19 protein-coding genes are annotated in these 20,733 nt (G+C 43.8%); 10 read left to right on the forward strand and 9 right to left on the reverse strand.

The features are described 5' to 3' along the window. Positions 1 to 61: 61 nt before the first annotated feature. Together L5L97_RS19660 and L5L97_RS19665 are read left to right on the forward strand one after the other, a co-directional pair. On the forward strand, positions 62 to 1,330 hold the full coding sequence (locus tag L5L97_RS19660) for a YeaH/YhbH family protein (protein ID WP_006081286.1): 1,269 nt from the start codon (positions 62 to 64) through the stop codon (positions 1,328 to 1,330). Positions 1,331 to 1,339: 9 nt separating this feature from the next. Further along, positions 1,340 to 2,866 (forward strand): SpoVR family protein, encoded by a 1,527-nt coding sequence (locus L5L97_RS19665; protein WP_173496550.1) that lies wholly within the window; start codon positions 1,340 to 1,342, stop codon positions 2,864 to 2,866. A gap of 84 nt (positions 2,867 to 2,950) precedes the next feature. Here L5L97_RS19665 and fadR read toward each other — a convergent pair whose 3' ends face one another. Beyond that, on the reverse strand, positions 2,951 to 3,667 hold the full coding sequence (fadR, locus tag L5L97_RS19670) for a fatty acid metabolism transcriptional regulator FadR (RefSeq protein ID WP_028760321.1): 717 nt from the start codon (positions 3,665 to 3,667) through the stop codon (positions 2,951 to 2,953). A gap of 301 nt (positions 3,668 to 3,968) precedes the next feature. Between fadR and nhaB the strand changes: the two genes are divergently transcribed. From nhaB to L5L97_RS19685, 3 genes are all read left to right on the forward strand, one after another. Further along, positions 3,969 to 5,570 (forward strand): sodium/proton antiporter NhaB, encoded by a 1,602-nt coding sequence (gene nhaB, locus L5L97_RS19675; RefSeq protein ID WP_263181042.1) that lies wholly within the window; start codon positions 3,969 to 3,971, stop codon positions 5,568 to 5,570. 89 nt (positions 5,571 to 5,659) lie between these two features. Next, a complete protein-coding gene (dsbB, locus tag L5L97_RS19680; RefSeq protein WP_263181043.1) occupies positions 5,660 to 6,187 on the forward strand; it encodes a disulfide bond formation protein DsbB in 528 nt (175 codons plus the stop codon). 160 nt (positions 6,188 to 6,347) lie between these two features. Continuing rightward, positions 6,348 to 8,978, forward strand: coding sequence for a PAS domain-containing protein (locus tag L5L97_RS19685; RefSeq protein ID WP_263181044.1), 2,631 nt, complete (start codon positions 6,348 to 6,350; stop codon positions 8,976 to 8,978). 11 nt (positions 8,979 to 8,989) lie between these two features. Here L5L97_RS19685 and L5L97_RS19690 read toward each other — a convergent pair whose 3' ends face one another. The 8 genes from L5L97_RS19690 to L5L97_RS19725 form a co-directional block, all read right to left on the reverse strand. Beyond that, positions 8,990 to 9,352 (reverse strand): STAS/SEC14 domain-containing protein, encoded by a 363-nt coding sequence (locus L5L97_RS19690; protein WP_263181045.1) that lies wholly within the window; start codon positions 9,350 to 9,352, stop codon positions 8,990 to 8,992. Positions 9,353 to 9,775: 423 nt separating this feature from the next. After that, positions 9,776 to 10,132, reverse strand: a complete 357-nt coding sequence (locus L5L97_RS19695; RefSeq protein ID WP_028760326.1) for a DUF3802 family protein — start codon at positions 10,130 to 10,132, stop codon at positions 9,776 to 9,778. A 176-nt stretch (positions 10,133 to 10,308) separates the two neighbouring features. After that, positions 10,309 to 10,884, reverse strand: a complete 576-nt coding sequence (locus L5L97_RS19700) for a YceI family protein (protein WP_028760327.1) — start codon at positions 10,882 to 10,884, stop codon at positions 10,309 to 10,311. 155 nt (positions 10,885 to 11,039) lie between these two features. Continuing rightward, positions 11,040 to 11,492 (reverse strand): YaiI/YqxD family protein, encoded by a 453-nt coding sequence (locus L5L97_RS19705; protein ID WP_006081277.1) that lies wholly within the window; start codon positions 11,490 to 11,492, stop codon positions 11,040 to 11,042. Positions 11,493 to 11,560: 68 nt separating this feature from the next. Then, positions 11,561 to 12,199 carry a pyridoxamine 5'-phosphate oxidase gene (pdxH, locus tag L5L97_RS19710; RefSeq protein ID WP_131523902.1) on the reverse strand — a complete coding sequence of 213 codons (639 nt, stop codon included), beginning with the start codon at positions 12,197 to 12,199 and terminating at the stop codon, positions 11,561 to 11,563. Positions 12,200 to 12,227: 28 nt separating this feature from the next. Beyond that, positions 12,228 to 13,169, reverse strand: a complete 942-nt coding sequence (locus L5L97_RS19715) for an S-adenosylmethionine decarboxylase proenzyme (RefSeq protein ID WP_263181175.1) — start codon at positions 13,167 to 13,169, stop codon at positions 12,228 to 12,230. Positions 13,170 to 13,328: 159 nt separating this feature from the next. Next, a complete protein-coding gene (gene speA / locus L5L97_RS19720; RefSeq protein ID WP_028760330.1) occupies positions 13,329 to 15,242 on the reverse strand; it encodes a biosynthetic arginine decarboxylase in 1,914 nt (637 codons plus the stop codon). 487 nt (positions 15,243 to 15,729) lie between these two features. Next, positions 15,730 to 15,882 carry a hypothetical protein gene (locus tag L5L97_RS19725; RefSeq protein WP_011846564.1) on the reverse strand — a complete coding sequence of 51 codons (153 nt, stop codon included), beginning with the start codon at positions 15,880 to 15,882 and terminating at the stop codon, positions 15,730 to 15,732. A 596-nt stretch (positions 15,883 to 16,478) separates the two neighbouring features. Here L5L97_RS19725 and L5L97_RS19730 point away from each other — a divergent pair. The 5 genes from L5L97_RS19730 to L5L97_RS19750 all read left to right on the forward strand — a co-directional run bounded on the left by L5L97_RS19730 (position 16,479) and on the right by L5L97_RS19750 (position 20,647). Next, on the forward strand, positions 16,479 to 17,321 hold the full coding sequence (locus L5L97_RS19730) for a S1 RNA-binding domain-containing protein (RefSeq protein WP_263181046.1): 843 nt from the start codon (positions 16,479 to 16,481) through the stop codon (positions 17,319 to 17,321). A gap of 133 nt (positions 17,322 to 17,454) precedes the next feature. Next, positions 17,455 to 18,111: a YceH family protein gene (locus L5L97_RS19735; protein WP_263181048.1), complete on the forward strand. Its 657-nt coding sequence runs from the start codon at positions 17,455 to 17,457 to the stop codon at positions 18,109 to 18,111. A gap of 175 nt (positions 18,112 to 18,286) precedes the next feature. Continuing rightward, positions 18,287 to 19,117: an ABC transporter permease subunit gene (locus L5L97_RS19740; RefSeq protein ID WP_113938767.1), complete on the forward strand. Its 831-nt coding sequence runs from the start codon at positions 18,287 to 18,289 to the stop codon at positions 19,115 to 19,117. Further along, entirely contained in the window at positions 19,114 to 20,025 is a 912-nt protein-coding gene (locus L5L97_RS19745) for an ABC transporter ATP-binding protein (protein ID WP_263181050.1), read from the forward strand. Before L5L97_RS19740 ends, L5L97_RS19745 begins: the two co-directional genes overlap by 4 nt. A 340-nt stretch (positions 20,026 to 20,365) precedes the next feature. Beyond that, the gene (locus L5L97_RS19750) at positions 20,366 to 20,647 is read left to right on the forward strand and encodes an HU family DNA-binding protein (protein ID WP_173245410.1); all 282 of its coding nucleotides are present in this window, start codon (positions 20,366 to 20,368) and stop codon (positions 20,645 to 20,647) included. Positions 20,648 to 20,733 lie beyond the last annotated feature (86 nt).

Genomic DNA, 20,733 nt, shown 5'->3' on the forward strand with positions numbered 1-20,733 from the left:
CGCTAACTAAGTACAGGGCTTTGGTGTTGCCAAAGCCTTCGCTGGGTTTTGGGAGGTGCGTATGGCGAACTTTATCGATAGACGGTTGAATGCGAAAGGAAAAAGCACAGTCAACCGCCAACGCTTTATCAATAGATATAAGCAACAAATTAAAAAAGCCGTCAGCGATGCAGTGACTCGTCGCAGCGTAACGGATGTAGATAAAGGCGAAAAAATCAGTATCCCAACACGGGATATCAGTGAACCTATGTTTCACCAAGGCAAAGGCGGTGTCAGGGATAGAGTGCATCCCGGTAATGACCAATTTACCCGTGGCGATAAAATTGACCGACCACCTGGTGGTTCAGGCGGCGGTTCGGGCAAAGGTGAGGCCTCAAACTCGGGTGAAGGCGACGATGACTTTGTGTTCGAAATCTCTAAAGACGAGTATCTAGAGTTATTGTTTGAGGACTTAGAACTCCCCAATCTACAAAAAAATCGCCTCAATAAACTGGTGGAATACCAAATCTACCGTGCTGGGTTCACCAATGATGGCGTCCCCGCTAACATCAATATTGTCCGTTCATTACGTTCATCCCTTGCTCGTCGCATTGCTATGTCTGCCAGTAAAAAGAAACTATTAAAAGAGTTAGAACAAGAACTTGCCGAACTGGAAAATATTCCAGGCACTAAGGCCGAGTTGATTTTGGATTTAAAAGCCCAAATTGAGGAGTTAAAACAAAAGATTGCCAGAGTGCCGTTTATCGATACCTTCGATCTACGCTTTAATAACTATTCCAAAAGGGAAATCCCTTCTAGTCAAGCTGTGATGTTCTGTTTAATGGATGTGTCTGGTTCTATGGATCAGGCAACTAAAGATATGGCAAAACGCTTCTATATCTTGCTGTATCTGTTCCTCACCCGTACCTATAAAAATTTAGAAGTGGTTTACATTCGCCACCATACCCAAGCCAAAGAAGTCGATGAACACGAGTTCTTTTACTCGCAAGAAACAGGCGGCACCATAGTGTCCAGTGCATTGAAATTAATGCATGAAATTCAACAAGCCCGCTACCCCGCCGATGAGTGGAATATTTACGCAGCCCAAGCATCCGACGGTGATAACTGGGCTGACGATTCACCTACCTGTAGGCAATTGTTAGAACAAAAAATATTGCCACTCGTGCGCTACTACAGCTATATCGAAATCACCAATCGCGCCCATCAAACCCTGTGGCGCGAATATGAATCCCTGCAACAGCATTACGACAACATCGCCGTGCAGCATATACGTCAAGCCGAAGATATTTACCCTGTCTTTAGGGAGCTATTCAAGAAACAAGCGGTTTAAGGGGGCACTATGGGGATAACTAAATCAACATCTTGGACACCACTGAGCGATGGTCCCGACTGGAGCTTCGAGCTACTGCAAGACTACCTCAAGGAAATTGAGCGGGTGGCAGCGCTCTATAAACTCAGCACTTACCCAAATCAAATTGAAGTCATCACTGCTGAACAGATGATGGATGCTTATGCTGGCATAGGCATGCCCATAGGTTACACCCATTGGTCTTTCGGCAAACGTTTTATCGAAACCGAACAAGGTTACAAACGTGGCCAAATGGGGCTCGCCTATGAAATTGTGATAAACTCTAACCCCTGCATCGCTTACTTAATGGAAGAAAACACCATCACAATGCAGGCGCTGGTGATAGCTCACGCCTGTTTCGGACATAACAGCTTTTTTAAAAACAATTACTTATTTAAGACATGGACAGATGCGAGCTCGATTATTGACTACCTTGTCTTTGCTAAAAACTACATCAGTGACTGCGAGCAAAAATACGGTGTAGAACAAGTCGAAAGCGTCATAGACTCCTGTCATGCGCTAATGAACTATGGTGTAGATCGTTATAAACGTCCCTCTGAAATCTCATTCAGGGAAGAACAAGCAAGACAAAAGGATCGCGAGGCTTACCTTCAAAGCCAAGTAAATGATTTATGGCGCACGATTCCGACCCATCAACATGAGCAGTCTCAATCTAAAAAACGTCGTTTCCCCGCCGAACCGCAGGAAAATATTTTATATTTCATCGAGAAAAACGCTCCTTTGCTTGAACCATGGCAAAGGGAAATAATCCGTATTGTGCGTAAAATGGCGCAATATTTTTATCCGCAAAAACAAACTCAAGTCATGAATGAAGGCTGGGCAACCTTCTGGCATTACACTATCTTGAATCACTTGTACGACGATGGCGTGGTCACTGATCGCTTCATGATCGAGTTTTTGCAAAGCCATACAGGCGTTGTGGCCCAACCCGATTACAACAGTCGTTATTACAGCGGCATCAACCCATACGCTTTAGGCTTTGCCATGTTCACCGATATTCGGCGTATTTGTGAAAATCCAACCGATGAAGATAAAGCTTGGTTTCCCGACATTGCTGGCAGTAATTGGATAGAAACGTTGCATTTTGCAATGCAAAACTTTAAAGACGAAAGCTTTATTAGCCAATATCTTTCACCTAAAGTTATCCGCCAATTTAAATTGTTTGGTATCCATGATGATGAGAAACGCAATTATCTTTCGGTATCCGCGATCCACGATGAACGGGGCTATCAAGATATTCGCCAGTTACTATCACAACAATATAACCTGTCTAATATTGAGCCAAATATCCAAGTACATAATGTGGAAATCAACGGTGATCGATCCTTAACCTTACATTATGTGCCAAATAACGATATTCCCTTAGCCAATAGCCATAAAGAAGTATTAAAGCATTTACATCGATTATGGGGTTTCACTGTCACCTTAGAGCAAAAAAATGCAGATGCGAGTATTAGCGTCTTAGCATCCTGCCCTGAAGCCAATAAACCAGAATAATAAGCACAATAAAAAGGCCGTTTCCAATTGAAACGGCCTTTTTGTTTATTTAGCGCTATCTTAACACGATATCACTCACAGAGATTAATGATCTTGAGCAATAGAAGCTGGCATATCTTCGCGTAATTGTAACCACATCTTACCGCTATTCATGCCATAGGTACGCATTAGCGCAGAGACATCGAGGTAATTTTTCGCCTGAGCCAACAGTTCTAATTCTTTGTAAAAGTTCAATGCTAATAAACGCGCATCTGAGCTGGTAAAGTAATAACGACCAACTCGACTATACAAACCTTTAAATCCGTTTAATATCAAAACGTAAAGTGGATTTCCAGACGAAAACGCTAAGGTGTGATGCAGTAAGTAGTCAAATTCAGCATAGGATTCAGCCGTATCTTCAAGCTGGTGAATCTTTGCAAGTACCTCCACAGCGGTATCCGGGTTATAACGCAAAGCACCGCGAAAATAGATAGCACTGACGTTCGTTCTAGCTGACAAGAGTTGGTCAACCAATACCGGAAAACCCTCGGGATTCAAATCAGCAATAGTCTCAAGGATGTTTAAGCCTGAGGTTTCCCAAAAGTTGTTAACCCGTGTTGGTTTGCCATGCTGAATTTTCAACCAACCGTCACGCGCCAAGCGCTGTAGCACCTCACGCAGAGTGGTGCGAGTCACACCAATCAATTCTGAAAGCTCACGTTCAGCCGGTAAAATGGACCCTGGAGGAAATTTGTTTTCCCAAATTGATCTCACAATATACTTCTCTGCAAAACTTGCAGGTCCTTTGGCATTGATAATCATCAGCCCACTTATCCAGTTGTTGTGCTTCGTAATGGTCACTGATCATACCAGAGCGGTAAAAAATGGAAACCATTCACTTAAAATCACTGTGTTATCGCCGTGTAAATGTCACAGAATCGTTCAAAAAAACGACCAAGGTCAATACAGGATGGGCCAATTTTGCCGCTTAGCTCCGCTTTTTGAAATGTCGGTATCAGTAACTCATTACATTAGCTTTCTCTTTAGGCTAGACTCATTTAACTAACGCAGGTATTGATAATAATCACGTGCAATTTTTAACATAATTAGAAGAGAGGCTGCCATGCCGGCGACAATGAGTCAGGCGTTTATTGGGAACTTCTTAGGAAATTCTCCTAAGTGGTACAAAACCGCAATACTGTCATTTTTAATTATCAATCCAATACTCTTTTTCTATGTCGACCCCTTTGTGGCTGGTTGGGTATTGGTTCTAGAATTTATTTTTACCTTAGCAATGGCATTAAAATGCTATCCATTACAGCCTGGCGGATTATTGGCAATTGAAGCCGTCGCGATCGGAATGACATCGGCAAGCCAAGTCTTACATGAAATAGAAGCCAACCTCGAAGTATTATTACTCTTGGTGTTTATGGTCGCTGGTATATATTTCATGAAGCAATTGCTGCTATTTGGCTTCACGAAAATCATTACTAAAGTGCGCTCTAAAATTTTAGTGTCATTAATGTTTTGTTTGGCTTCAGCCTTTTTATCAGCCTTCTTAGATGCGTTAACGGTTATTGCCGTCATTATCGCGGTCGCTGTGGGTTTCTATTCTATTTACCACAAGGTCGCTTCTGGAAAAGATTTCGGCGCCGATCACGATCATACCTCTGAAGGTAAAAATGATGATGGTGAAGATCAGTTAAATGAAGAAGAACTCAGTGCATTCCGTGGTTTCCTACGTAATCTGTTAATGCATGCGGGTGTGGGTACTGCGCTGGGCGGCGTGTGTACTATGGTCGGTGAACCACAAAACCTTATTATCGCCGCGCAAGCAAATTGGCAATTTGGTGAATTCGCCGTGCGTATGTCACCCGTTACTGTTCCTGTATTAATCTCGGGTATCTTAACTTGTTACTTAGTTGAAAAATTTGGCATTTTTGGTTATGGCGCTAAGTTGCCAACGGCCGTTCATCGGATCTTATGTGAATATGCCGCCCATGAAGATGCGCGCCGTACCAATAAAGACAACATGAAGTTAATCGTCCAAGCCTTAGTGGGTGTCTGGTTGATCGCAGGACTTGCATTACACTTGGCTTCTGTGGGCCTAATTGGTCTTTCTGTGATTATTTTAACCACAGCCTTTAACGGCGTTACCGATGAGCATGCCCTCGGTAAAGCTTTCGAAGAAGCACTGCCTTTTACCGCGTTATTAGCTGTCTTCTTTGCGGTTGTTGGCGTGATTATCGACCAGCACTTATTCGCACCAGTGATCCAATGGGCACTGAGTTATCAAGGCAATACTCAGTTGGTGATTTTCTATATCGCCAACGGATTGCTGTCTATGGTGAGTGATAACGTGTTCGTCGGCACTGTGTACATTAACGAAGTGAAAGCGGCATTGATTAACGGTCAAATCAGCCGTGATCAATTCGACTTGCTGGCCGTTGCGATTAATACTGGAACTAACTTACCTTCGGTTGCCACGCCCAATGGTCAAGCGGCGTTCTTATTCCTACTAACCTCAGCCCTAGCGCCACTTATTCGCTTATCCTATGGCAGAATGGTATGGATGGCATTACCTTACACTATCGTGCTGTCTATCGTAGGTGTCATGGCGATTCAAACGGGTTTATTAGAACAAGCTACCCAATATTTCTATGATTCCCAGATAATCATCCATCACAGCGCTAGTGAAGTTTTAGAGCCGATGACTGGACATTAATCTTCTTTATTGACTGAACTTTATTTAATAAGTAGAGTCCAAAAAACGCCCCATGTCTGAGGGCGTTTTTTGTTGATATGGAGCTCACTTTGACTGTAATGACTCGCTTTGCCCATTCCCGTTCATCTTGGTTTATTCTCGCAGGCACAGCCCTTGGGTTAGAAGCAGCCGCCCTGTATTTTCAATATGTTATGAAACTGGAACCCTGTGTCATGTGTATTTACCAAAGACTCGCTATTTTTGGTTTATTGGCAGCAGGTCTCATTGGCATGACAGCACCCAAATATCGAATCGTCAGGATCTTAGCTGCCGTGCTCTGGGCCATCAGTGCAACTTGGGGATTAAAACTAGCCTTATCGCTCGTAGATATGCAAGCCAACCCATCCCCTTTTTCAACCTGTTCATTCTTACCTGAATTTCCAGCTTGGATGCCATTACACGAATGGTTCCCTGCCGTTATGATGCCTACTGGCATGTGTACTGATGTACCTTGGGTCTTTATGGGTGTAACGATGCCCGAATGGATGGTCGTGGCCTTCAGTGGCTTCTTAGTCGCTTGGTTACTCTTTATTGTGCCAATCCTAAGTGGTTCAAATAAACCGTCTCTTTATAAATAACGAGTTTGAGATAAGGCAGGCATAAAACCTGCCTTTTTATTGACGATTATATTCCACTTATCCTATTCAATCCTCGCAACTTAAACATATGCCAATAGCAAAACAGTGAGAAAGCGCTACACTGGCTCAATGAAAAGTGGTGATTTGGAAACTGGGGATTATGGGAAAAAGTTCGACATCTGAGCCACACACGCCATTAACCCAATGGCAAAACAGTTTGCCATTCAAATTTAGCCTTATTCAGCTCGTCATTGCCGCTATTTTGATTTGTAGTACAGCTTGGGTGATGCTAAGCATTCAACGCCAACAAGTTCTTGATCAGCAAGCCGTGTTAAACCAAAACTATGGCCAATTGATTATTGCCAAACTGCAGGAAATGACTTCACAGGTTGAAACCGTAGTCGACTCTATTTCCAGTATTGCCAAACTTTACCGCTATGATCATGAGCAACTGGTGAAAACCATTCCCACGTTGCTGAAACTCGATAGTCAACAACGCATCATCTCTGGCGGCGGCGTCTGGCCGGAACCCGGTGCGTTTAATCAGCAAAAATTTCGAGATAGCCTGTTTTGGGCACACAATGTAAACGATGAATTAGTCGCCATTGATTCCTATAACAAAGACACGTTCCCAAGCTACCACACCGAAGAATGGTATCGCCCGACGCGCTATTTTCCTGCTGGTAAAATTTTCTGGTCAAAATCTTATTTCGATCCGACAACCCATGAGTCAATGATCACAGCCTCAGGCGCTATGTGGATGGACCATCAGTTTATTGGTGCCGCCACTGTGGATATCAGTTTAGAAAAGCTCAATGTGCTATTACGCAATACTATGATTAATGTCAGAGGCTATGTCATAGCCTTAGATCATCAAAACCAAGTACTCGCCTATCCAGATGCCAATAACGATCTTAAGCATCAAACCAATACCAATCATTCTTTCGTCACCTTCAATCATCTCGCCAGCCAACAGCCAGATTTCAACCCCGTCGAAGTCGCATTACAGAGTGCAGATAAAGCCTTTATAGAAGCGGCGATTGCCGAGCGCGTTTTTACCCAAGAACAGATGCAGCATCTAACGAGACTAAGTCATCAAAATGAGCGTGACATGTTAGCGGCCATCGTAAATAACAATGCCTTAAATCATTTTACTGCCCCGAAATTACTGACGTCGGTAACTTTGACCCATGATCCAATCCTTAAAACGGCATCTCTCGTTTCGGTATTTCTCATGCCAAATACCTATTGGAAGGTACTTGTCGTCACCCCAATTTCACCGCTGCAGGATACCGCTAAACATTTAATCGAAAAGGTCGGCATTTATTTAGTCTGTATTCAACTATTAGGCTTAATTCTATTATTCTTACTCCAGCACCGACTATTTATTACCCCCATTATTGAAATCGTCCAAGCCTTAAAACGTAATGACTCCGCCTCTATCGAACTCAAAGCCAATAACAGCCATGACGAAATTGGCTTATTGGCAAAAACATTCCTATCGCGTACTCGACAACTTGAAGTGGCAATGGCGAGCTTAGATGCGAGTAACCTGGCGCTAGAACAGCAATTGCAGAGCCAAAATCTGTTTCAACTGGAGTTAAAGCGCCATAAAGAACAATTGAGGGCTTTGCTTAAATTTTCTCAAAATCTCATCTATATCAAAGATCTTCACGGTAAATATATTCTCGTCAATGACAAATATTGTGAAATATTAGGTATAGAACGCAGACGCATTATTGGCACTTCTGATTTTGAGATATTTCCCAGCCAATTTGCCCACGAGTATCAACAAAATGATCGACGCGTTCTGCATAATCATGAAGCCATAAACTTCGAAGAAGCTATTCCATCGCCCCTAGGCAATCTTATTTATATCGTGACTAAATTTAAGATCAAAGATGATGACGATACCGTTATTGCAGTCGGTGCTATTGCCTTTGATATCACCTTACAAAAAATTAAAGAGCAAGAACAAGAAAAGTTACTTTTAGGGCAAGTCGAGGCGCTTAATCACCTACAAGAACAAGTTCGCCTCAGTAATCAACATAACCATGAACTCCATCTGCTCCAAGACAAATCAACCCAATTACTTGAGAAGCATCATCAACTCAATCTCAGTCGTGAACAAAGCCAACAGCTAATGCAAAATTTTCTAGCTGAAATGATGACGCAAATTATGCATGAGCAAGATCAGCTACTCGCCAAAGTGTGCCAACTTCAGCCAATAGATAATGCTAACGACCAAAATCAGATCACCGAAATCATGGTGACTCAGGCAGATAAACTGCGACATATTGCCCAGTTATTAACGAATCATCAAAATGACATTCGGCCACTACATCTCGCACAATTTATGCGTCATCTCTTAGGGTTGCTAAAGGTACAACTAGCTAAAACAAATGTGGAAATAGCGTTAAATTGCGAAGAAAATATCATCATTGATGGCCCTTCATGGCAATATTTGCAGCTGTTTTATCGTCTAATCACCAACACGTTGAATCATGCATTTAAAGCTCACAATGAACAGCGTGAAATAACCATTAATATCGACAAGTCGAGTGAAGAGTTACACATCAGTATTATCGATAATGGGATAGGTATGACAGAGCCGCAACTCGCACAGTTACGGCAAGAACTAGCGCAAGAACTCTGCCTTGGAACGCTGACCTGTATAAATCTGTGGCTTAAAAATGATCTCAATGGCAGCCTTAGCATCAGTAGCCACTTGAACCAAGGCACACACATTCAATGTCGTTGGCCACTGAGTACAGATTTAGAACCGCAATAAACAAAGGTGCGTTATTGATCTAACCATGCCTTGGCTTGGCTATGTTCATCGGCGGTAAATACCTTTACCGGACATGGCAGCATGCAGGCTAGCGCATTAACCATAGCATTTGTTTGAGTGGCATTAGCAATCATCACGACCCTTGAAAAATCACTTAAATGAAATAAACCTAATACCGCATCATCCCACAAGGCCCCAACGGATATACCTTCAAATTCAGGGGAAAACTCGTACCAAAGGCGAATACTGGCGTGGTCTTGCAGCTTGGCTTCTATGGCGGGAACCAAATAGCCTTCAACATCCCAATGGTTAACACGGCCAGATGCGACCACAGCTAATATATCATCGGCATGACCCGAAGAAATCGTTAGCATTGAACACTCCTTATCAATACATGAAGGGAAAAATAGTTAAAGCTCATACACTAAAGATACACAGACAATGACATAAATGCGGGAAAGATGGGATTTTTATTTTAAGCTAACACCATTTTATACATACACATCAGCAATGCAAATGACGCCAAAAGGAGCGAATCCACAGCGATAACTCGCATAACCCAGCAACAAAACTTAGTCGCAGAACTCGATGAAAAATGGTGACCATACGAAATAACATGAGGTGAAGCAAAGAGCAGATATTTACCTCACACTCAAAGCTGCTGCAGCTCGAGCTTAACAATAAGAGTGAGGAAACACATGGTACTCAAACGATGATGATTTACGCCGCTAAAAATTAGTATTAGTCGTGACTTACCTGAAATCACGCATTAATAGATAATCTAATTGCTATTCTGACTAAGCACTCACTTGAAGTTTAGCGATTTCTTGATCGAACAAATTCTTAATCAAACTAGAAAACTCAGTAATAAATAAAGTCTGTGCGGGAGTCGCTTTATGGTTGGCTACTGAAGCTAAAATCTCTTCTAAATCATACACAATTGCATCCACTTCACGGATAATCACATTACGTTGCGTAAAAGACAACGATGGATTTTGGCCACACACCATAATGATCTGTGCCGACAATTGCTCTTCAAATAATTCCATCACAGTATCGTCTGAAACTACCTCTGAACCTGGTGTTTCAAATAAGCCAAGATGTTCAGTTAAATACTGGACCAAATGCATGTAACCATCTTTATCTGTGACCATTTTTTACCCTTTAAACTCATTAACTTAATATCTATTGTGATGCTATTAATAGCACATCAGAAAATATCAAAGAAGCCAAAAGCTCGGCTTCTTATCAAGATCTAGCATACGCCACTTATTTAACTCTAGCCTATCTTCGATAACAGACGTATTGATCTATACCAATCTTATTGAAGTTACTGAGTTAAGGTTAGTACAAATGACACAGGAACAGCTTGACTAATGCTCGATAAACCCGCAATTTCACGTAATTTATCAATCCCAGCCACAAGATCAAACTCATTGGCATTAACAATTACCGGTTGAAAACTGTTCACTAAAAGTTTGTTATCAGAAACTTTAGTGATAATCACCGAAAAAGCCTTAGTTTGCGATTTGCCGTGTAACGCAATTTTTCCATCAATATCAAAAACTTTACTCTCACCGACGCCAAGATTTTTTAGTATCTTAGGGTCTACTTGTGATGACAGTTTCAGCTCTGGATACAAAGACACTTCAAATAACAAATTTTGCATCCGCTCATCGCGGACATCAATACCCGTTGCCACACCGATTAGTGGAATTGTTAATTCAAATTGACCGTTATCTTTTAGCGTACCTTTGAGTTGTTTAAAGTGATGGACTTCACCTATATCACCTTTCTTTACCGAAATAAAACTGACTCGCGAATCTTGTTCCATCACTTGCCATTGCGCGGCACAGCTAAAACTGGCCATAGCAGATAAGGCGACAATTCCCATCCATTTTTTCATCGTATCCGTCCTTAAAGAGTGAGTTTAAAAGCCATGTCGTAAAGAAATTCGACATCCGCAACAGGCTAAAATCCTGCCCAGTTAAACGTGATCAACATCACCTAACTTAAGCTAAAGATACTCTGTTTATCCATTAGCGACCAGTAAACTATGATTCATACGCGCACTAACCATTTATCTAAGCTATTGGCAAAAGCCTGTTTATCTGCTTGAGAAAACGAATCAGGCCCGCCAGTGTGCACGCCAGAACCGCGCAAATCCTCCATAAAATCGCGCATCGTCAGCTTTTGTTTTATGTTATCGACGGTATAAAGCTCGCCACGGGGATTGAGCGCCAAGGCGCCCTTTTCAATGATTAAAGCCGCTAAGGGAATATCCGCGGTGATCACTAAATGCGTCGGTTCAACATGATCGACAATATATTGATCGGCCACATCAAATCCCGCACCGACGCGAATTTGGCTGATATAGGGAGATGGCGGTACACGGATCATTTGATTAGCCACCAGCACCAGCGGCAGGGCTTTGCGCTCCGCCGCCCGGAACAGGATTTCTTTGATAGGATTAGGGCATGCATCCGCATCAACCCAAATTTTATAATCACTCAATGTCTTTTAACTCTGTTGTTAGGTTCACAAGCTCAGTTTTATGCTGAGCTATCGTACTATGCACCGTACTAAGGCGCTAAACGATCGATTTCCCACTCTGCATCATGGCGAGAATAAATAAAACGATCATGCAGCCTATGTTCTCCACCCTGCCAAAATTCGATACTCGAAGGTCTCACTAAGTAACCGCCCCAAAAACTGGGTAAAGGCACATCGCCCTTGGCGAACTTAGCTTTCATTTCGAAGAATTTGCCTTCAAGTACTTGTCTAGCGCTGAGTTTACTCGACTGCTGCGATACCCAAGCCGCAATTTGGCTGTCCTTAGGACGGGTCATAAAGTATTTAAGCACTTCAGCGGTGGACAGTGCCTGCGCTTCACCGAGCACCGATACTTGACGCTCTAGAGGATGCCAAGGGAAATGCAAACTGACTTTATTATTAGCAGCAATTTGCTGTGCTTTGCGGCTGCCAAGGTTAGTAAAAAATACGAAACCTGTGTCATCAAAACGCTTAAGTAATACTATTCGTTGAAAAGGTTGGCCGTGCTCATCCACCGTCGCCACACACATGGCGGTGGGATCGCTAAGCTCTGCATCCCTCGCCTGCGTCATCCACAGTTCAAACAAATCCATCGGGTTTTGCGGTAAGTCGGCACGTCTTAAGCCGCCTTTGGCATACTCGCGGCGGATATCACTGAGATCTGTCATAGGGTTTCCTTAAGCAAACGCCAAAAATTCACATGAGTTCAGGGATCAGCACTTCAGCCTGAAGCTGCTGATAGTGGCTAAAACCAATGTTATAACCTTGCTCGGTCGTTAATGAACACCGCCCTAAGCATAAATGGGCAGGAAATCCCTGCGTTGAGTCGTCGGTATTAAAGCGGATTGTGTCCCAACTGACAGGAGCAAACAAGGTTAATAGACGCCCCAATAGATCTTGCGGATACTGCGCTAAATCCAGATTCGTTTCAAAGCTCACATAGGAGCTAGCGCACGCATTCTCGCTTTGAGGCGTAATATGCAAAGTAACATAATATTTGCCCCAAATACCGTTCATCGAAAAGCCTGACGGATCAAATAAATGGGCGTCAATCTCAAATTCAGGGAGTAAATCGTTAAGTTCGAGTGCGGCGCAAATCTCATCTTTACTCTGCGAGCCGCCATTAAGATAGTCGGCAAATTCGCCACGAATATGGTACATCAACAGCTCACTGGTTTGATCATCCTTTGGTGCTCGATAATCACTGTCAGAGCAGAAAAAATAGTGATGATGGCTGTCGAGATGGCCCACTCGAAAGGCTTTACCGGTGATACGTTGGCGCAGTTTGCCAATATCCTCGGAAAAACTCGTGGTTTGCAGATGAGCTTGGTATTCGTTTTTACGCTGATAACTCACCAATGCCATGGCAGGCACGCCAAGCGCGCCGATAAAGTAACAGGCGGCGTCCACTAAGGTACTGTTACCACAGGTGAGCATGACAAATCTGTCGTGCCATACGAACAAGCTGGATTCGCTCAAAAGATAGGCATCACAGTCCGCATTACTTAACTGCGACAGTATCTCGGCGTGGGCACAGTTGACTAAGGCAGACCAAAAACTCACATCGAGTTCTCGTAAATTCGGCGCAGACGCCGTCACGATAATCTCGAGTTTTTTTTCTGAACCTTCAAAAAACATCAACCCTTTGACCTCATGATCGTCACTCATCCTTTACTTGATCCTAGAACAACGCGATTTTACACGACTGAAACGGCAATAAAAATGAAAAATCTGTCCTTATAAAAACAAAAATCAGCCGAGGTTACCCAAGGCTGATTTATTTTAACACGCTAGAAATTAAGAAAAATCTTCTAAATAAGTATAGCCTTTCAGCCCTAGTTGCAATTCTTCTAAAATTTGTGCGCGTTCACCTTCGGCGATATGCAGATTCACTAACTCTTCATAAGTGCGCATAAAGGCCACCGCATCTAAGTTAACGTAACGCAATACGTCAGCAACCGTGTCACCCGCCAATACAGATTCGATGTTAGTCACACCATTATCTTCGATGCGAACCACTGCTGAGTTTGTATCACCAAACAGGTTATGCATATCACCCAAGATTTCTTGGTATGCACCCACAAGGAAGAAACCAATCAGGTACGGGCTATCCGCACTCCATGCTGGCACTGGCAGCGTGGTTTCAATCCCTTGACCATCAACGTATTGATCGACAATACCGTCAGAGTCACAGGTGATATCGAGCATGACAGCACGGCGCTCAGGGGCTTTATCTAGGCCCGATAACGGCAATACTGGGAACACTTGGTCAATACCCCAAGCATCCGGTAATGACTGGAATAATGAGAAGTTAACAAAGAACTTATCGGCTAACTTTTCATTGAGTTCATCAATGATAGGTCTGTGATAACGGTTTTTCGCACTCAATAGCCCTTGCACTTCATGACACACGCGCAGGTTAGCTTGCTCAGCCCACGCACGCTCCGCTAAGGTCAATTGACCTAAAGCGAATAGCGAATGCGCTTCTTGTAAGTCACTTTGGCTATCGTGGTAAATCTCAATCAAAGCACGTTGATCGGCGCGGCCGCTGATCTCAGACCATGAATGCCACATGTTATGCAATAACTGTGGTGAATCTTCCGCTGGCGGTTGAATATCTTCAGGCTGATAAGCTTCAGTACCGATAACATCGGTGATAAGCACTGCATGGTGCGCCGTTAAGTAACGACCCGATTCTGAAATAATACGTGGCATAGGTTGCTCGTATTCATTACAGATGTCAGTCAATACGTTAACTATGTTGTTGGCGTATTCGGTCAGGCCATAGTTCATCGAGTTATTACTTTGGCTACGAGTGCCATCGTAATCCACCGCTAAACCACCACCGACGTCGAAGCAGTTAACGCTTGCGCCTAATTCACGTAATTCACAGTAGAAACGACCCGCTTCACTCACACCTTGGCGAATATCACGGATATTAGCGATTTGCGAACCTAAGTGGAAATGCAGCAATTGCAGCGAATCCAGCATATCGTGTTGCTTAAGTTGCTCTACAACCAACAAAATTTGCGCAGCAGATAAACCGAACTTAGATTTTTCACCGCCGCTCGCCTGCCACTTGCCTTTGCCTTGGAACGCTAAACGTGCACGTAGACCTAAACGCGGTGTCACACCCAAACGTTTAGATTCAGCTAACACCATTTTCAGTTCAGACAGTTTTTCTAAAACGATGTAAACCTTATGGCCTAACTTTTCACCAATCAGTGCTAAACGGATATATTCATTATCTTTATAACCATTACATACAATGACTGAACTGGCTTTTTGCGCCATGGCTAACACAGCCATCAGCTCAGGCTTACTGCCCGCTTCTAAACCCAGTTGTGGTACTTCTTTTGATGCCTGACTCGCCAGGATCTCTTCCACCACAGTTTGCTGTTGGTTTACTTTAATCGGGTAAACCAGCAAATAGTCCGCCTGATACTCGTACTTCTGTATCGCTTGGTCGAATGCTTGGCACAAACTGTTCACTCTGTGGTGCAGGATCTGCGGAAAACGAACTAGTACAGGTAAAGCGACTCCCGCCTTAACCATGTCTTTGGCTAGCTCATTTAAGCCAATCTTGTAATCAGGATTTTTGGGGTCCGGTGACACAGTCACCTCACCTTGATCGCTAATCCCATAAAAACCTTGGCTCCAGTGAGTAACATTGTACCCAGCACGAGCATCATCAATAGACCAATCATTCATTATTATTTAGCCCGTCTATTAAAAAATGGGTTAAACGGTTATGGCTTAATAGCACAACCGCCCGTTCGACAAACCCAGGCAAAGGGACACCTTACCTGACATACACGAAGGTAGATTTTACCTTCTACTTAATGCCGCAACGTCACGCTAGTGTAAGTGACATTGCTGCGATTTTCATTAATAGCGCTAGAGACAACTCATCTTAGCGCAATACATCGTATCATATTGAAGGGAAAGCTTATTCCCTTACCTCAGTAAAGCTATCTTTACTTGCCTCGCTTGCATTTATCCTCAGGCTAAAGGGCGCAAATACCGCCAAAAAGCCAAATAAGATCCTGAGTCGCATCCTTAAAACATCAAGCTAATAAGTAGCTTAAAGACGTTCAAAAGAGATTAAGACCTTCAGAAACCGATAACACAAGTAGAAAACGAAAACCGATAACACTGAACTAGCGAAAACGCCAAACCAGCTTATCGCTAGGCAAGATTATTTTAACAGGGGACTATTGGCTTCTTCGCGGCCAGAATTGATGCGGATCAACGTGAGATGCTTAAGGCCAGTATCATCGTATGGTACGACAATCGAGCGTTGGCATTGTGACACTTTTAGGCAAAGTGCAAAAAATGGATGCTTGTGCATTAGCTAATAAAAACCCTCTTAACCCCATGTAACCACATCTACTGTTAATTACACGGTTAATGACTGGTGAACCATAAAACCTTTATTACTCACGTAATATTTGTAATGTCTGCAACGAGCAAAGTCGTTGAACGGCGCAATTAAACCGCGCAATGTCACAGAATGCAAGCAAGAATCTCATTTAATCTTTTACATTAAAATATAATAAACACCTGCTTAACAATCACCCGCCACCCATTGATTTTAAATAGAGTAATATTAGTTAGTTAACCCATAAACGTCGTACAAGTCTGTTCAATATTTTTTATATCACCTTTGTCACTTTTATTGACATTTACCCCTGCAAATATCCCTGATTTTTGTGTGTCACTCAAGTGATGCAGATTTGCCAACATTAAGCGAAGCCAAACAACCAATATCACGGCGCCAAACCCCGCCACAAATCAGTGGTTCCTCCGAGACACAATGCGTGGTCAAGCCTGCGCAGAGTGACGACTCACACGCTAAGATAAAGCTCAAAGACAATAATGCTGCAGTTTCAGCACCGAAGTGTATAATCGCAACCGAATCACATTCCATTATGCACAGAGAGATCCATGGTACAGATAGGTAAAACCTGCAAACTTGAGGTTGTAAAACAAGTCAGCTTTGGCGTGTATTTAAACGCCCACGAATTAGGGCAAGTACTGCTGCCAAACAAAGTCACCCCAAAAGACTGCCAAGTCGGTGATCTGCTTGACGTGTTTCTGTATCTAGATTCTGAAGATATCGTGATTGCTACCACGCGCCGTCCATTGGCACAGGTAGGCGAAGTTGCCTATTTAAAAGCCGTTGCAACCGGTCCTTATGGCGCCTTTTTAGACTGGGGCTTAGATAAAGATTTATTACTGCCCTTCGGTGAGCAACATAAGCCTATCGAAGAAGGCCGTTCATACTTGGTCTATGTACACGCTAACCGCGCCGATGAACGCATCATGGCCTCATCAAAAATCGATAAGTTCCTAGATAAGACTGAGCCTGAGTACACAGTTGGTGAGCAGGTCGATTTATACATCGGCGGCACCACAGATTTAGGCTACAAAGCCATTATTAATCATGCCCATTGGGGCGTGATTTATGAAAACGAAGTGTTCCAAAAACTGCGTTTCGGCCAAAGACTCAAAGGTTTCATCAAACAAGTGCGCCGAGATGGCAAAATCGATCTTGTGCTGCAACAAGGCAGTAAACAAGAATTAGATAAGCACGCCCACATCATTTTGATCAAACTCAAACAGGCTGGCGGCTTCTTAGCCCTGACCGATAAAACCGATGCTGAAATCATTTACGATCAGCTTGGTATGAGTAAAAAAGCCTTCAAAAAAGCCATAGGTGGCTTATTTAAGAATGGCCAACTGAGCATAGATAATGATGGTCTGCGTTTAACTGAAACAGCAGAATAATCAACTCTATTCAGGACTTAGCGTTAAAATTGTACAGTTTACCGCCACTAAGGCAGAGTTTGACTGACAACTCCTAGGATATTAAGCATGGCTCTGTTATAAACAAAGCCATGCTTTTTTCATTGGAGCTTATATGGAACTCACGTTACACGAAGCCAGAGTCATCGGATGCCTGCTTGAGAAAGAAATCACCACCCCTGAGCAATATCCACTCTCGCTAAACTCATTGACCTTAGCCTGCAATCAAAAAACCAGCCGCGAGCCCGTACTCGAACTCAGTGAAACCCAAGTGCAAATCGCCGTTGATTCCCTAAATCGGAAACGTTTGATCAGCGAACAGTCGGGATTCGGCAGCCGCGTCGTTAAATACAAACACAGGTTCTGCAATACCGAATTCAGCGAACTTCAACTGTCCCCCGCCGCACTCGCCATCGTCTGTTTGTTGCTATTACGTGGCCCGCAAACACCGGGAGAACTACGGACCCGCAGCAACCGCCTACACGAATTTAAAGACGTGATCGACGTGGAAGATTGCATCCGTCAATTAATGAGCCGTGAAAAGCCCTTCTTAAAACAATTACCCAGAGAAGCTGGTCGCCGTGAATCCCGTTATGTGGAATTATTCTCTGCCGCCTCATCGCAACTCGAAACTGCGAGCCAAACCTTAGCCCATGTCGCTGTGTCTGTAGACGCAGAGCCGCTTGAATTAGTGAACAGAGTGACAGAGCTTGAACAACAAGTCGCCGAACTGACGCAAAAGCTCGATGAATTAATCGCCTCATTGAGCTAATTAGCGATAGATAATGACTGATAAATACCGATGGATAATAAGTGCTATGTGAGCAACATGGCACTTATGGACCAATCCACTGTCTACCCAAGGGTGAGAAACTGAACCGCACCAACATAGTCGCGCCAAGCACCATAGCCCCTGAACCTAGCGCAAAAAAGAATAGAGACAGCACATGACCAATAATCCACCCAGCAGTTTCAACAACATGTTTATTATCGCCATGTTTGAACTGCGCAAATTTTTATTTAATACCCGCGGGATCATCGCATTGGTCGCCTTTGGTTTAGTTTGGGGTGTACTTCTGCTTTACCCCATTCAAAGTGCATCGGCCATGTTATTGCAGCCCAATGTAAAAGATATCATCGACAGCTTATTTGGTGCCAATACCCTCAATGTGCTCTTTGAGTGGCCCGTGGCCGAAATGGCAGTGTTTTGGTGTTTTGCGCTGTATTTGTTTCCACTGTTCAGTATTCTTATCGCCGCCGATCAGTTCTCATCGGATAAAACCCGCGGCACGCTGCGCTTTTTAACCATACGCACTAGCCGTGACAGCTTATTGTTCGGCCGTTTTCTCGGCCAAATTCTGATCCAAGGTTTACTGATCCTATTAACGATTATCGCCACTGTCGCCCTCGCGCTCAGCCGCGACAGCCAACTGTTTTTATCTGCGTTAACGTCTGGCGCCTTAGTGGGCCTTAACCTCATCATAGTGATCTTGCCCTACACGGCTGTGATGACTTTATTGTCCCTGTATGCGCGCACGGCACGCCAAGCTATGGTGTTTGCCACCATTTTATGGACGGTGATTTCCATCACTATCGTGGTGTTAGCGAATCAATCTAGCCTACTAGCACAACTCCAGTGGGTATTACCCGGTGCTCAACTGTCGGACATGCTCAATACCAATGGACTCAATAGCTTAGTCTATGCCCCTATTCCACTGTTACAAACCGCTGTGGCCCTCTTGCTCGGCAGAATTTATATGCAAAGGAGCTCGCTATGAGTCTGATCCAATGCCAAGGGCTGTCGAAGCTTTACGGCAGCAAAAAGGCGCTGAATGATGTGAATTTCAGTCTTGAAGCGGGTGCCCCCATCGCCCTTGTCGGTCCCAATGGCGCGGGTAAAACCACGCTTTTTAGCCTGTTATGCGGCTATTTATCACCCAGCTCTGGAACCATAACCCTACTCGGTGAAGCCCCCAATAGCCCTAAGCTCTTAGGCAAGATTGCCGCTTTGCCCCAGGATGCAGTACTCGATCCCAACTTGACGATTGTCAGTCAGTTAATATTTTTCGCTCGTCTGCAGGGCATGAACCTAGAGCAAGCAAAGCAAGAGGCACTGCGCGTGTTGGCCTTGGTCGATCTAATTGATGTTGCCGAGCAAAAACCGCCTAGCCTTAGCCACGGTATGAGTAAACGTGTATCGATTGCGCAGGCGCTGATTGGCTCGCCAGAATTAGTATTATTAGATGAACCGACAGCGGGACTCGACCCTGCCAATGCAAAAAAAGTCCGTGAACTGGTTAAAGCCTTATCACCCACCACGACCTTTATGATCAGCTCCCATAATCTCGATGAGCTCGAAAAGTTATGCGATCAAGTGTTGTATTTAGATAAAGGCCAACTGAGTCAAGCAGTGTCAATGCATGCGTCGACCGACAGCGATTACCTGACGTTAACCATGCAAAACTGTGACAGCGATGCATTGCAAGCGGAAGTGGCAAAACTGGCGGGAGTGGTGAACATCAGCTCAAAACAAAGCAATGTGTTTATTATCCAGCTAGACACAAATACAGAAAAAGCGCACAACAGTGATATTGAAATGCGCCTATTCGCCCTCTTCAATCAGCATCAATGGCAATACAAGATGCTGCTGAAAGGCCGCACTCTGGAAGAAACACTCTTTTCATAGGCAAGCGTTAAAAGGGATTTCTCATCACCCAACGGTTGAATAGTGTTCAATCCATAGCCTAAGCGCAATACGCCTTGCGCTTAGGCCTTTTAACTAAGGTTTTAAACTAAGGCTTTCAATAAGCCTTTAAATTAAGTCAGTCACTTCGCCCAGTAAAATCAGCCCACCACTCAATCCGACAAACTTGTACTTACTTTAGCAACACACAATCACCAAAAGCTTCACAAGCCTGTCAATAAAACACCAATCAACTGCGCTGAGCTTGCTATGGCTTTCAATCTCGGGACGAGCTTGTTATAACTCCCCTTCGATTGAACCTAAGCTGACTTCAGAGGTTTCTATGAACAAAGCACAACTTATCCAACGTATTGCCGCCGAGCTCAATGCATCGCAAGCGAGCACTAAACCTGTGGTTGAGCAGATACTGCAACAGATCCACGTCGCATTGAGCGAAGGCGAGAAAATTTTCCTGCCACAATTTGGCACCTTTGAACTCAGATACCATGTCGCTAAAACAGGGCGTAATCCACAAACGGGCGAAGCCATAGAAATCGACGGTTACAATCAGCCCAGCTTTAAAGCCTCAACCGCATTGAAGCAGCAAATCAATAGCGGCGCTTAGCTTCAATGTGCAGGCACTATTTTGCGAGATTTTGCGAACATTAGTCAGCAGCCTTGATAGAAATGAGCCTCAACATAATTTGAGGC

Origin of the sequence: Shewanella sp. SM71 (assembly GCF_025653905.1) — a bacterium.
GTDB lineage: Bacteria > Pseudomonadota > Gammaproteobacteria > Enterobacterales > Shewanellaceae > Shewanella > Shewanella oncorhynchi.

What these genes read in the sequence shown, in the direction of transcription:
- L5L97_RS19660 (WP_006081286.1), top strand. Translation starts at nt 62, where the DNA reads ATGGCGAACTTTATCGATAGACGGTTGAATGCGAAAGGAAAAAGCACA.
- L5L97_RS19665 (WP_173496550.1), top strand. Translation starts at nt 1,340, where the DNA reads ATGGGGATAACTAAATCAACATCTTGGACACCACTGAGCGATGGTCCC.
- fadR (WP_028760321.1), bottom strand. Translation starts at nt 3,667, where the DNA reads ATGATTATCAATGCCAAAGGACCTGCAAGTTTTGCAGAGAAGTATATT.
- nhaB (WP_263181042.1), top strand. Translation starts at nt 3,969, where the DNA reads ATGCCGGCGACAATGAGTCAGGCGTTTATTGGGAACTTCTTAGGAAAT.
- L5L97_RS19685 (WP_263181044.1), top strand. Translation starts at nt 6,348, where the DNA reads ATGGGAAAAAGTTCGACATCTGAGCCACACACGCCATTAACCCAATGG.
- L5L97_RS19690 (WP_263181045.1), bottom strand. Translation starts at nt 9,352, where the DNA reads ATGCTAACGATTTCTTCGGGTCATGCCGATGATATATTAGCTGTGGTC.
- L5L97_RS19695 (WP_028760326.1), bottom strand. Translation starts at nt 10,132, where the DNA reads ATGGTCACAGATAAAGATGGTTACATGCATTTGGTCCAGTATTTAACT.
- L5L97_RS19700 (WP_028760327.1), bottom strand. Translation starts at nt 10,884, where the DNA reads ATGAAAAAATGGATGGGAATTGTCGCCTTATCTGCTATGGCCAGTTTT.
- pdxH (WP_131523902.1), bottom strand. Translation starts at nt 12,199, where the DNA reads ATGACAGATCTCAGTGATATCCGCCGCGAGTATGCCAAAGGCGGCTTA.
- L5L97_RS19715 (WP_263181175.1), bottom strand. Translation starts at nt 13,169, where the DNA reads ATGTTTTTTGAAGGTTCAGAAAAAAAACTCGAGATTATCGTGACGGCG.
- speA (WP_028760330.1), bottom strand. Translation starts at nt 15,242, where the DNA reads ATGAATGATTGGTCTATTGATGATGCTCGTGCTGGGTACAATGTTACT.
- L5L97_RS19725 (WP_011846564.1), bottom strand. Translation starts at nt 15,882, where the DNA reads ATGCACAAGCATCCATTTTTTGCACTTTGCCTAAAAGTGTCACAATGC.
- L5L97_RS19730 (WP_263181046.1), top strand. Translation starts at nt 16,479, where the DNA reads ATGGTACAGATAGGTAAAACCTGCAAACTTGAGGTTGTAAAACAAGTC.
- L5L97_RS19735 (WP_263181048.1), top strand. Translation starts at nt 17,455, where the DNA reads ATGGAACTCACGTTACACGAAGCCAGAGTCATCGGATGCCTGCTTGAG.
- L5L97_RS19740 (WP_113938767.1), top strand. Translation starts at nt 18,287, where the DNA reads ATGACCAATAATCCACCCAGCAGTTTCAACAACATGTTTATTATCGCC.
- L5L97_RS19745 (WP_263181050.1), top strand. Translation starts at nt 19,114, where the DNA reads ATGAGTCTGATCCAATGCCAAGGGCTGTCGAAGCTTTACGGCAGCAAA.
- L5L97_RS19750 (WP_173245410.1), top strand. Translation starts at nt 20,366, where the DNA reads ATGAACAAAGCACAACTTATCCAACGTATTGCCGCCGAGCTCAATGCA.